The 11,749-nt window shown below is 64.9% G+C and carries 13 protein-coding genes; 3 read left to right on the top strand and 10 right to left on the bottom strand.

Translation table 11 applies throughout. From position 1 onward, the window contains the following. Window positions 1-111: 111 nt before the first annotated feature. Window positions 112-450 carry a TraR/DksA family transcriptional regulator gene (locus AC04PT_RS12780; protein WP_482874086.1) on the bottom strand — a complete coding sequence of 113 codons (339 nt, stop codon included), beginning with the start codon at window positions 448-450 and terminating at the stop codon, window positions 112-114. Between the two features lie 89 nt (window positions 451-539). On the opposite strand from AC04PT_RS12780, the gene cysE reads away from it, so the two are divergent. Beyond that, window positions 540-1,349, top strand: a complete 810-nt coding sequence (cysE, locus tag AC04PT_RS12775) for a serine O-acetyltransferase (protein ID WP_482874085.1) — start codon at window positions 540-542, stop codon at window positions 1,347-1,349. A 165-nt stretch (window positions 1,350-1,514) separates the two neighbouring features. Next, window positions 1,515-2,885: an NADP-specific glutamate dehydrogenase gene (gene gdhA, locus AC04PT_RS12770; protein WP_482874084.1), complete on the top strand. Its 1,371-nt coding sequence runs from the start codon at window positions 1,515-1,517 to the stop codon at window positions 2,883-2,885. A gap of 6 nt (window positions 2,886-2,891) precedes the next feature. Here gdhA and AC04PT_RS12765 read toward each other — a convergent pair whose 3' ends face one another. From AC04PT_RS12765 to AC04PT_RS12735, 7 genes are all read right to left on the bottom strand, one after another. Further along, window positions 2,892-3,203 (bottom strand): CBU_0592 family membrane protein, encoded by a 312-nt coding sequence (locus tag AC04PT_RS12765; RefSeq protein WP_482874083.1) that lies wholly within the window; start codon window positions 3,201-3,203, stop codon window positions 2,892-2,894. Window positions 3,204-3,340: 137 nt separating this feature from the next. Continuing rightward, window positions 3,341-4,636 (bottom strand): pyruvate dehydrogenase complex dihydrolipoamide acetyltransferase, encoded by a 1,296-nt coding sequence (locus AC04PT_RS12760; RefSeq protein WP_482874082.1) that lies wholly within the window; start codon window positions 4,634-4,636, stop codon window positions 3,341-3,343. Between the two features lie 76 nt (window positions 4,637-4,712). Then, the gene (locus AC04PT_RS12755; protein ID WP_482874081.1) at window positions 4,713-4,970 is read right to left on the bottom strand and encodes a hypothetical protein; all 258 of its coding nucleotides are present in this window, start codon (window positions 4,968-4,970) and stop codon (window positions 4,713-4,715) included. After that, a complete protein-coding gene (locus tag AC04PT_RS12750) occupies window positions 4,970-6,358 on the bottom strand; it encodes a pyruvate dehydrogenase complex E1 component subunit beta (protein WP_482874080.1) in 1,389 nt (462 codons plus the stop codon). The genes AC04PT_RS12755 and AC04PT_RS12750 overlap by 1 nt, the downstream gene beginning before the upstream one ends. Then, the gene (locus AC04PT_RS12745; RefSeq protein WP_482874079.1) at window positions 6,358-6,747 is read right to left on the bottom strand and encodes a VOC family protein; all 390 of its coding nucleotides are present in this window, start codon (window positions 6,745-6,747) and stop codon (window positions 6,358-6,360) included. The genes AC04PT_RS12750 and AC04PT_RS12745 overlap by 1 nt, the downstream gene beginning before the upstream one ends. After that, on the bottom strand, window positions 6,747-7,745 hold the full coding sequence (gene pdhA, locus AC04PT_RS12740) for a pyruvate dehydrogenase (acetyl-transferring) E1 component subunit alpha (RefSeq protein WP_482874078.1): 999 nt from the start codon (window positions 7,743-7,745) through the stop codon (window positions 6,747-6,749). The genes AC04PT_RS12745 and pdhA overlap by 1 nt, the downstream gene beginning before the upstream one ends. A 284-nt stretch (window positions 7,746-8,029) precedes the next feature. After that, the gene (locus AC04PT_RS12735; protein ID WP_482874077.1) at window positions 8,030-8,332 is read right to left on the bottom strand and encodes an FtsB family cell division protein; all 303 of its coding nucleotides are present in this window, start codon (window positions 8,330-8,332) and stop codon (window positions 8,030-8,032) included. A gap of 289 nt (window positions 8,333-8,621) precedes the next feature. On the opposite strand from AC04PT_RS12735, the gene AC04PT_RS12730 reads away from it, so the two are divergent. Beyond that, the gene (locus AC04PT_RS12730; RefSeq protein ID WP_482874076.1) at window positions 8,622-9,284 is read left to right on the top strand and encodes a hypothetical protein; all 663 of its coding nucleotides are present in this window, start codon (window positions 8,622-8,624) and stop codon (window positions 9,282-9,284) included. A gap of 79 nt (window positions 9,285-9,363) precedes the next feature. Here the strand turns inward: AC04PT_RS12730 and AC04PT_RS12725 are convergent, their stop codons facing one another. After that, entirely contained in the window at window positions 9,364-10,257 is an 894-nt protein-coding gene (locus tag AC04PT_RS12725; protein ID WP_482874075.1) for a fructose bisphosphate aldolase, read from the bottom strand. A 254-nt stretch (window positions 10,258-10,511) separates the two neighbouring features. Beyond that, complete coding sequence (locus tag AC04PT_RS12720; RefSeq protein ID WP_482874074.1) at window positions 10,512-11,687, bottom strand: phosphoglycerate kinase; 1,176 nt, start codon at window positions 11,685-11,687, stop codon at window positions 10,512-10,514. Window positions 11,688-11,749 lie beyond the last annotated feature (62 nt).

Raw genomic sequence — 11,749 nt, 5'->3', positions numbered from 1 at the left:
GGCCTGATCCGGCACCTCACGTCCAAGCTTGAGAAGAGGTCCCGGCTCAAGTCCGGGACTGCGGCGGCGTCAAACTTCCGACTGACGGCCGCCTGATGCGCCGGGCTTGCCTCATCCGCGGGCGCAGCCGATGCAGAGCGTCACCGCGGGGTCGAACTCCAGCCGTTTCACAGCGATCCGCTCACCGCAGTCGTCGCAATAGCCGAAGTCGTCGCCGCCCAACCGGATCAACGCCTGACGCAGCCGCGCGGCCTGGGCATCGCGGCGGGTTTGCGCCGCCTTGGCCATGCTTTGGCTGAGCAGCGCGTCCTGCCGGCTGAGCCGCCCGACGGATTGCTGATCCAGCGTGACCACCGATTGCCCGTCCCGGCCACGGTCGCTTTCATCGGCGAGCTCCGCAAGTTTGTCCTCTATCACCTTGCGAAAGCGGTCCTTTTCCGAATCGATCATGCCCGCGAATGCCCTTGATCACAGGTTTGCGCTTGGCGTTGGCCTCTGCGATGTTATATCCAAGGGACGACAGCCGAGACGAGGATGCCATGGCCCGTACACAAGCGCAAATCGCCGAGGTCGACCCGATCTGGGCGCGGATCCTCGAAGAATCGGAAAAAGCCGTTGCGGATGAGCCGCTTCTGGGCGGGTTGATCCACCAGAGCGTCCTGCACCATCCGTCGCTCGACCGGGCGCTCAGCTACCGGATTTCGCTGAAACTGGCTTCGGGCGAGATGTCCGAACAGATCCTGCGCGAGATCTGTGACGAGGCCTTTGTTTCGGACGCCACCATCGGACGGTCGGCACGGGCCGACCTGGCGGCGGTTTTTGACCGGGACCCGGCCTGCCACCGGTTCATCCAGCCGCTGCTGTTCTTCAAGGGCTTCCAGGCGGTGCAGTCCTATCGCGTCGGGCATTGGCTCTGGCATCAGGGCCGCCGCGACATGGCCTATTTCATCCAGATGCGCGTGTCCGAGGTGTTCGGCATCGACATCCACCCTGCCGCCCGCATCGGCAAGGGCATCATGATCGACCACGCGCATTCCATCGTCATCGGCGAGACCGCGGTGGTGGGCGACAACGTGTCGATGCTGCATTCGGTCACGCTGGGCGGCACCGGCAAGGAAGAGCAGGACCGTCACCCCAAGATCGGCGATGGCGTGCTGATCGGGGCCGGGGCCAAGGTTCTGGGCAATATCCGCGTCGGCAACTGCGCGCGGATCGCCGCGGGATCGGTGGTGCTGGCGGAGGTTCCGCCCTGCAAGACCGTCGCAGGGGTGCCGGCGCGGATCGTCGGCGACGCGGGATGTGCCCAGCCGTCGCTGAGCATGGACCAGATCCTGCGCAACGGCGGCTGACGCGCGCCCGGAAAGGCCGCCAAAACAAAACACTTGTCAGATGACCTGTGCCCTCCGACAATCGGTCGGGCATTTCGTGGCTTTTGTCATCTGCATTTTAGGCAGTTCTTCATTGCCGTTCTCGCGCCTGCGCGCCAATGGCCTTTTTTCTAGGGAGGACCGGACATGGGCGTCACCGATCATGTCGATTTCAATCAATTCATGGAGGGCGTGAAGCGCCGCAATCCCGGACAGCCGGAGTTCGTTCAGGCCATCCACGAGGTCGCGCAGGACATCTTCGACTTCATCCAGGACAAGGAGGCCTATCACGAATACCAGATCCTGCGGCGTATTGCAGAGCCGGACCGTGTGGTGTCGTTCCGGGTGTGCTGGGAGGATGACAATAACAACATCCGTGTGCAGCGCGGCTGGCGGGTGCAGAACAACAACTCGATCGGGCCATACAAGGGCGGCATAAGGTTTCATTCCAACGTCACCGAAAGCGTGCTGAAATTCCTTGCCTTCGAACAGACCTTCAAGAACAGCCTGACCGGCCTGCCGATGGGCGGCGGCAAGGGCGGCGCGAACTTCAACCCCAAGGGCAAGTCGGACCACGAGGTGATGCGCTTCTGCCAGTCGTTCATGACCGAGCTCTACCGCCATGTCGGCGCCGATACGGACGTGCCGGCGGGGGATATCGGGGTGGGCGCGCGCGAGATCGCCTATATGTTCGGGCAGTACAAACGGATCACCAACCAGTTCACCGGGGTGCTGACCGGCAAGGGGCTGGAATACGGCGGCAGCCTGGTCAGGACCGAGGCCACGGGCTATGGCGCGGTCTATTTCCTCGAGGATATGCTGAAGCGGCAGGGGCAGGAGATCCTCGGCAAGACGGCGGTTGTCTCGGGGTCGGGCAACGTGGCGACGCATGCTGCCGAGAAGATCACTCAGCTTGGCGGCAAGGTGCTGACGCTGTCGGATTCACGCGGGTTCATCCACGATCCGGACGGCATCGACCTCGACCGGATCAACTGGGTCAAGGAGCACAAGACCAGACGGCGCGGACGGATCGCGGATTACGTGGAGGAGTTCGGGAGCGCCACCTATCATGAGGGCCAGCGGCCCTGGGGGGTCGCCGCCGATATCGCCGCGCCCTGCGCCACGCAGAACGAGCTGAACGGAGACGAGGCGCGGACGCTGGTCAAGAACGGCTGCATCGCGGTCACCGAGGGGGCCAACATGCCCACCGACCTTGAGGGCGTCGAGGTGTTCAAGCAGGCGCGCATCCTGTTCGCGCCGGGCAAGGCGGCCAACGCGGGCGGCGTGGCCATGTCGGGGCTGGAAATGAGCCAAAATTCGGCACGGATGTCATGGCGCGAGGACGAGTTGCAGGCCCGGCTGCGCGAATTGATGATGGGCATTCACGACCGCTGCCTGGAATTCGGCTGCGAGGACGGCAATCCCGACGGCCAAGGCTATTGCGACTACGTGAAGGGCGCCAATATCGCGGGCTTCAAGAAGGTGGCCGACGCGATGCTGGCCTACGGGGTTGTCTGACGGCGCTCAGACCCGGTCCGCGGCTTTCGGGGCGTGTTCGAACCGCGGCCGCGACAGCCAGCGCATCACCACGCCGCCCAGCGACATGGCGATGTAGAACAGCTGGATCATGGCGGCGCTCAGGTTGAAGTCCGCCCAGAGGCTGACCAGCACGCAGCTCGCAGCGACGAAGACCAGCACGAAATACGCCGTTCCCCGGCTGTCCAGCCGACCCATGCAGAGACAGAAGAACCCGCCCACGTAGAGCAAGACTCCGATCAATCCGATGCTGCGGCAAATGACGTCGATTTCGGGCAGGGTGACGTAATCAATGACCATGGTGCCTCGCAACCGGGGGAAATATCCCCGAACCAGACGCCCCGGAAATACGGAGCGTGAGAGCACCTTACGGCATCGCGAGAGCCTGTCAGGTCAGGAGAACCTTGCTTGACAGTTCGCGCCTCGGCTGGGCGGGGTCAGGCCAGCAGGGCCATGGGGTTCTCCAGCCCGTCCTTGATCGCCGCCAGAAGCTCGGCGCCGAGCGCGCCGTCGATGACCCGGTGGTCGACCGAGAGCGTGACCGACATGACGGTGGCCGCGGTGATTTCCCCGTCTTCGTCCACGACGGGTTTCCGGACGCCGGCCCCGACGGCCAGGATCGCGCCGTGGGGCGGGTTGATGACGGCATCAAAGTTCTCGACCCCCATCATCCCGAGGTTGGAGATCGCGAAGCTGCCGCCCTGATACTCCGGCGGCGAGAGCTTGCGGTCGCGGGCGCGGGCGGCGAGGTCTTTCATTTCGGTCGAGAGCGCCGAGAGCGTCTTGGCATGGGCGTCGCGCAGCACCGGCGTGAAGAGGCCGCCCTCGATGGCGACGGCAACGGCCACGTCGGAGGGTTTCAGCCGCAGGATGCGGTCGCCGGCCCAGACCGCGTTGGCGTCGGGCACCTGTTGCAGCGCGGCTGCGCAGGCCTTGATGATGAAGTCGTTGACCGAAAGCTTGACGCCGCGCGCCTCGAGTTGGCGATTCAGCTTGGCGCGGAAGTCGAGCAGCGCGTCGAGGCGGATGTCGCGGCGCAGGTAGAAATGCGGGATTTGCTGCTTGGCCTCGGTGAGGCGCGCGGCAATGGTCTTGCGCATGCCATCGAGGGGGACCTCGTCGTGATCGCGGTCCTGGTACATCGCCGCCACCTGGCTGGCGGAAGCGGCGGGCGGAGGTGTCGGGGCAGCCGCGGCTTGTTGGGCCTGCTGGGGTGCTTTCGGCTGCTCCTGCGCAGCCTCGACGTCGGCCTTGACGATGCGGCCGCGCGGGCCGGAGCCCTTGATCCCGGCCAGGTCCAGCCCCCTGTCGGCGGCGATGCGACGTGCCAGTGGCGAGACGAAGATGCGGTCACCGTCCGAGCTGTTCCGGGCCGGGGGGGCGGGCTTCTCGGGACCCCCTGCGGGGGCCGCCTCGTCGCCCGCGTCGGCAGGCTGCGCCGCCTCCGGCACGGGGGCGGAGGGTGCCGCGTCGATGTCATCGGCGCTTTCGCCCTCGGCCAGGAGCACCGCGATCGGCGCGTTGACCTTGACGCCCTCGGTGCCGTCCGCCACCAGCAGCTTTCCGATCACGCCTTCGTCGACGGCCTCGAACTCCATTGTCGCCTTGTCGGTCTCGATCTCGGCCAGCAGGTCGCCCGAGGCCACGGTGTCGCCTTCCTTGACCAGCCATTTCGCGAGCGTGCCTTCCTCCATCGTCGGGCTCAGGGCGGGCATCAGGATTTCGGTCGGCATGTCTTCGTCTCCGGACGTGGCGTCTTGGGTGAGGGCGGGAGCGAGGGGCCTGCCCCTCGCGCTCCCCGGGATATTTTCAGCCAGAAGAAGGCATCAGGGTGATCTGGTCATAGGGGGCTTTCGCGGATCCCCCGTGGGCAAGGGATTCGATGGCGGCTTCGATCCTGTCCTTGTGGCCGGCCATCCAGACATAGGCGTCCTGATGGCTGGGCCGGCCCACCACGCGGGTGTCGGCGGCCAGCCGTTCGGGCACGAGCGCGGTGACGGTACGCCCGTCGACCACATGGGTGACGCGGTAGCACTCAGTCTCGATATCGCGGCCGTGAACCTCCATCAGCGGTACGTCACCTTCTTCACGGCTTCGATCACCTCGGCGGTCGAGGTCAGCGCGTGTTTCTCGAGGTTGGCGGCATAGGGCATGGGCACGTCCTTGCCGGTGCAGTTGATCACCGGGGCGTCGAGCCAGTCGAAGGCCCGTTCCATCAGCACCGCCGAGATGTGGTTGCCGATGGAGCCAACCGGGAAGCCTTCCTCGACCGTGACGCAGCGGTTGGTCTTCTTGACGCTTTCGATGACCGTTTCGGTGTCCATAGGGCGCAGGGTGCGCAGGTCGATGACCTCGGAGTCTATTCCGTCTTCGGCCAGATTTTCCGCGGCTTCCAGCGCGTAGGTCATGCCGATCCCGAAGCTGACAATCGTCACGTCGCTGCCCTCGCGCCAGATGCGGGCCTTGCCGAAGGGGACGGTGAAATCCTTCATTACCGGCACGTCGAAGCTCTTGCCGTAGAGGATCTCGTTTTCGAGGAAGATCACCGGGTTGGGGTCGCGGATGGCGGATTTGAGCAGGCCCTTGGCGTCCGAGGCCGAGTACGGCATGGCCACCTTGAGGCCGGGAATATGGGCGTACCACGCCGCGTAATCCTGGCTGTGCTGGGCGGCGACCCGGGCGGCGGCGCCGTTGGGGCCGCGGAACACCATCGGCGCGCCCATCTGGCCGCCGGACATGTAGAGCGTCTTGGCCGCCGAGTTGACGATCTGGTCCATCGCCTGCATGGCGAAGTTGAAGGTCATGAATTCGACGATGGGGCGCAGGCCGCCGAAGGCCGCGCCAACGGCGAGGCCGGCAAAGCCGTGTTCGGTGATCGGGGTGTCGATCACGCGTTTCGGGCCGAAGTCGTCCAGCAGGCCCTGGCTGATCTTGTAGGCGCCCTGGTATTCGGCGACCTCCTCGCCCATCAGGAAGACGCTGTCGTCGGCGCGCATCTCCTCGGCCATGGCGTCGCGCAGAGCCTCGCGGACGGTCTGCTGCCGGGTTTCGGTGCCTTCGGGCCAATCGGGTTCGCGGTCCCGGCGGGCCGGGGGCGGACCGCCACCATCGTCGTCAGACGTGGCGTTGCGGGCCTTGGCGGGAGGCCCCGGCTCGGGGGGTGGGGCTGCGCCGGAGGAGTCGGCGGATGTGTCGATATCCGCGGCGCTTTCGCCGTCTTCGACCAGCACCGCGATCGGGGTGTTGACCTTGACGCCCTCGGTGCCTTCGGCGATCAGGATCCTGCCGACGGTGCCTTCGTCCACCGCTTCGAATTCCATGGTCGCCTTGTCGGTCTCGATCTCGGCGATGACGTCGCCGGAGGCGACCTCGTCACCTTCTTTCACCAGCCATTTCGCCAGTGTGCCCTCTTCCATGGTGGGCGACAGTGCGGGCATCAGGATTTCAACCGCCATCAGGCATCCCCTTCGGTTTCGGGCGCAAGGAAGCCCACGATATTGCCCTGTCCGTCCTCGACATAGGCCGCGCGACCGATGCCGGGATAATCCGTCGGCGGCAACGCCTCGGCCCCGCCGTTGGCCAGCGCCCAGGCATAGCGGTCGTCGCAATCGGCCACTTCGAACGTCAGGGTGCAGCCGCGCACCGGGCCGCCGGGGGCGGGCGCCTCACCCATCCGCTGCATCATGCCGCCGGTCAGGCCATCGCCGAGGCCGGGGCCGGAGATCAGCTGGTAATCAACCTCTTCGCCGCCGGGCATCGGGTCGAAGGACCAGCCGAACAGCCCGGAATAGAAGGCGCGCGCGGCGGCGGTGTCGGCGGCGTGAATCTCGAAATGTGCGGCCATCAGCCTGCCTCCGCGTAGATGTCCGTCCAGAGTTCGTCCAGCGGCGGTTCGGGACTTTCGCGGGCGAAGTCGGCGGCGTCGCTGACCACCTTCTTGATCTCCTTGTCGATCGCTTTCAGGTCATCTTCGCTGGCGTGCTTGCCCTCGAGCAGCAGCGAACGGACGTGTTCGATGGGATCGCGTTCCTCGCGCATCTTCTGCACCTCTTCGCGGGTGCGGTACTTGGCCGGGTCGGACATCGAATGGCCACGGTAGCGGTAGGTCTTGACCTCGAGGATATAGGGCCCCTTGCCGGAGCGACAGTGACCAACGGCCTTCTCGCCGGCCTCCTTGACCGCCAGGATGTCCATGCCGTCGACAACCTCACCGGGGATGCCGAAGGCTGCGCCACGGGTATAGAGGTCGGGGGTGGAGGTCGACCGCTGCTGCGCGGTGCCCATGGCGTACTGGTTGTTTTCGATCACGAAGATCACCGGCAGATCCCACAGGGCGGCCATGTTGAAGGTCTCGTAGACCTGGCCCTGGTTGGCGGCCCCGTCGCCGAAATAGGTGAAGGTGACGCGGCCATTGTCGCGATACTTGTCGGCGAAGGCGAGGCCCGCGCCGATTGGCACCTGTGCGGCAACAATGCCGTGACCGCCGTAGAAATGTTTCTCTTTCGAGAACATGTGCATCGAGCCGCCCTTGCCCTTGGAATACCCGCCCTCGCGGCCGGTCAGTTCGGCCATGACGCCCGCCGGGTCCATGCCGCAGGCCAGCATGTGACCGTGATCGCGGTAGGAGGTGATGCGCTTGTCGCCTTCCTCGGCGGCGGCCTCGAGCCCGACGACAACCGCTTCCTGACCAATGTAGAGGTGGCAGAAACCGCCGATCAGGCCCATGCCGTAAAGCTGTCCGGCCTTTTCTTCGAAGCGACGGATCAACAGCATGTCACGGTAGTATTGCGTCAGGTCGTCCTTGGAAACGTTGGGCTTTTTCACTGCCTTGCGTGCAGCCATCCCGGCACCCTCCCCCGTAGCGAATGGTTTAGTGTTGAACTAAAGCGTAACGCATGGCGGGGCCGGAGGGGAAGGGGGAATGGTGCGGCGGGCGGCATCGGGCCGGCTTTGACCCGGAGCGGAGGTTTGCGGCGGCCACCAAGCGCGTTGACAGAGGGCAAAGGTCGCCATGCAACGCCGCACCTCGGCCCGGGCACGCGCGGCTTCGCGTCCAGTTGAAGTCGGCGGATGGTGCGTGAGATCACGCACCCTACGGGATCTGTGCCAAGGACGGCTTCAGTCCGTCAGCGGATGACGACCTCGTCCATCCGGATCAGCCCCAGCACTTCGCGGGCCTGTTGATCGAGCAGGTCGAGATCAAGGTAATCGTCGGACAGACGGCGCGTCAGGTTCTCCATCCTCACGACCTGGGCGCGCAGGGTGTCGCGCTCGGCCTCGAGTTGGGCGGCATCGTCGAGGATCTCGGCACGGCGGAACAGGCCGTAATCCCCCTGCACGGCGGCAAAGGTGAAATAGGCCGCCAACGTGAAAGCAATGCCGAACACGCTCAGGGGCACGATGTTCCTGCGGGCGGGACTGACGCTCATTTTCTGCCTCGAAACGCATCTCTTGGTGGATGCAGTATCGCGACTATGACACAGGCGATTCGCGGTGTGAATCCCTTTCCCGAAAAGGCCGGGGTAAATCTGTGTCCTCTGAGCCAGAGTCCGCCACCGAAGCGGTGCCTTTCCAGCGCTTTACAACGGATATCCATGTTGACTAGCGCGGATCGAAAGTTATTTTCGCGCAGCTTTGCCGTGGTGGAGACGTTGCAGGGCGACTGTCGGCCGGGAGGGCCGCGCCATTGAAGCGTGGCGACCGGTGAGGAGAATACTTGTGCTCGATTTCAGATTAACCCGGCCCAGCGCGTTTGCGGCCGTGGTGGCCGGTCTCGTCTCGGTCGTGGTCTTCGCTGCCATCGCGGGCGGCGTGTTCGCACCACCCGACGACGTTTTCATGCGCGTGGCATTCTGCGCCGCCACCTGCCTGCTGACCTTCGATGTGATCGAAGGTGCCTATGTCGCCCGCCGCAAGGGGCATGGGATTGCCGACCCGCACCTTTGGGTGCACGCATTCTATCTTGGATTCGCCGTCACGGTCCTGATGGTGCTGATGCGTTGGGAGGGCATGGGAACCGCCTGTGAGCTGTTTGCCACCAATGCACAGGGTGGGGCGATCTTTGGCGCAGTCGTGGCCTATGCCGCCCGCGTGATCCGTCTTGCCCCGCTCGAGAAACGTTATGATCTGAGCCGGCCGGCCACGTCCAGAACCTTCGGTCGCGTGTATTTCCTGTGGCCGTTCATCGTGACGGCGCTGATCGCATGCTTTCTGATCTATCCGCCGCAGCAGGGGTTTGATCCCAACTTCTTCCTGTTTCAGGTCATTTTCCTGGGAACGCTGGTCCCGCTCTATGGCTTCGGGGAAAAACGCTTCTGGCAAGGCTTCTGGCCGCGGGCTCTGGGGCTGGGGCTGCTGTTCCTGGGCCTTTTGGTGCTGTGATCCTGCGCGGCTGATCCTCAATTGAAATGCGCCCCCGCGAATATTCGCGAGGGCGCCGGGAACTTCGGGAAACGGGGCGTCAGCCCGCCTTGGAAGCCTCGTAGATCGAGTCGATCGCGTCACCCAGCATGGTGTTGAATTCAGCGTCCGATTGCTGCGCCGACAGGCCCTCGGTCAACCCGCGCGAGAAGCTGGCGATCAGACCCTTGTTCTGCGCCAGAAGCTCGTTGGCCTCGGCCCGCGAATAGCCGCCAGACAGGGCCACGACGCGCATGACACCCGGGTGGTCGATCAGCGGCTTGTAGAAATTAGCCTCGGACGGCAGCGACAGCTTCAACATGATTTGCTGGCCCTCGGGCAGCGAATCGAGGTGCGCGAGGATCTTGTCGCGCAGGATCGCCTCGGCCTCGGCCTTGTCGTCGATGGTGATGGTCACTTCGGGTTCGAGGATCGGCATCAGTCCGTGGCTGGCGATCTGCTTGCCCGCCTCGAACTGCTGCGCCACGATCGAGGCGATCCCCGCCTCGTTTGCAGCGTCGATGACTGACCGCATCTTGGTGCCGAAGACGCCCTTTTCGACGGCGCGTCGGCATAGCGCATCGAGGTCCGGCATCTCCTTCATCAGTTTCACGCCGTCCGAGGCTTCGGTCAGACCCTTGTCGACCTTGAGGAAGGGGACGACGCCGCATTCCTTCCAGAGGTATTCCGCGGTGGGCGTGCCGTCGATGTCGCCGTCCATCGTACGTTCGAACAGGATCGCGCCGATCACCTTGCCGTTCGAGAAGGGCGGCGCCTTGATGATCCGGGCGCGCATCTCGTGGATCTTGGCGAACATCTCCTCGTCGCCGGAATAGACGTCTTCCTCGATGCCGTAGAGCCGCAGCGCCTTGGGCGTGGAGCCGCCGGATTGATCGAGCGCGGCGATGAAACCATCCTTTTCGGCCATCTGCTTGGCCATTGCGTCGTTTGTCATGTGGTGATGTCCGTTCCTGATGAAATGATCCCTGGGGCCGCCGTCCCCGCGCGCACAGTGGTAAGCGAGCCGCGATGGGCTTGCAACGTGATGGCGCAAACAGCCCTACCGTCCAAGCGCTTTGACCGTGATCCTACGGCAACAGGGGCGCGTCGCCCGTTCTGGGCCTGACCCGGGCTCTAATGGCCGCGTCGCGCAAACGCCCCGGATCGTGCCCGGGGCGTGCCTCCGCCCGATGCGCGTGACAGGCGGCGTCACCCCAGCGCCGCGACGCCCGGCAGGTCCTTGCCTTCCATCCACTCGAGGAAGGCCCCGCCGGCAGTGGAGATATAGGTGAAGTCGCCGGCCACACCGGCTTTGTTGAGCGCCGCCACCGTGTCGCCGCCGCCAGCGACGGAGATCAGCTTGCCCGCCTTCGACAGCTCCGCCGCCTGTTTCGCAGCGGCATTGGTGGCGGCGTCAAAGGGCTCGATCTCGAAGGCGCCCATTGGGCCGTTCCAGATCAGGGTCTTGGCGCCCTGAAGGGCCTTGGCGACCTTCGCCACCGTGCCGGGACCGGCATCGAGGATCATCGCGTCGCCGGGGCATTTGTCGGCGGCCAGCACCTCGTGCGGGGCGTTGGCCTTGAAATCGCGCGCCACCACGATGTCGATGGGCAGGATGATCTCGCAGCCCTGCGCGTCGGCCTTTTCCATGATCTCCCTCGCGGTGCCGGTCATGTCATGCTCGGCCAGTGATTTGCCGACGTCGATGCCCTGCGCGGCGAGGAACGTGTTGGCCATGCCGCCGCCGATCACCAGCGTGTCGACCTTGCCCACGAGGTTGCCGAGCAGGTCCAGCTTGGTCGAGACCTTGGCCCCGCCGACCACCGCCACGACCGGCCGCTCGGGATTGCCGAGCGCCTTTTCCAGCGCCGTCAGTTCCGCCTGCATCAGCCGCCCGGCACAGGACGGGAGCAGGTGCGCGACGCCCTCGGTCGAGGCATGCGCGCGGTGCGCGGCGGAAAAGGCGTCGTTGCAATAGACATCGCCCAGCGAGGCGATGAACTTGGCCATTCTCGGATCGTTCTTTTCTTCCATGTCGGAAAAACGCGTGTTTTCCACTAGCACCACGGCGCCCTTGGGCAGTGCGTCGATCTCGTCACGCGAGGGGCGCTCGATGAAGGTGACTTCCTTCTCCAGTGCCGCCTCAAGTGCCGGCAGAACCTGGCGAAGGCTCATTTCGGGGTCGGGCTTGCCCTTGGGGCGGCCGAAATGCGCCAGCATCACCGGCTTGCCGCCCTTGTCGAGGATATCGCAGATCGTCGGCACGATGCGCCGGATGCGGGTGTCGTCGGTAACCTTGCCGTTTTCCATCGGGACGTTGATGTCGACCCGCACCAGCACGACCTTGCCGTCCAGATCCATGTCGTCGAGAGTTTTCCAGGCCATGTCGGGTGTCCTTACGTCGGGTTCAGGTTGCGCCTTGTTTGGCCGCTAACGTCGCGCGGGTC

The organism is Litorisediminivivens sp. KMU-197 (assembly GCF_056858395.1).
The sequence above is the reverse complement of the archived record's forward strand: the minus strand, read 5'-3'. Positions and strand labels throughout refer to the sequence as shown.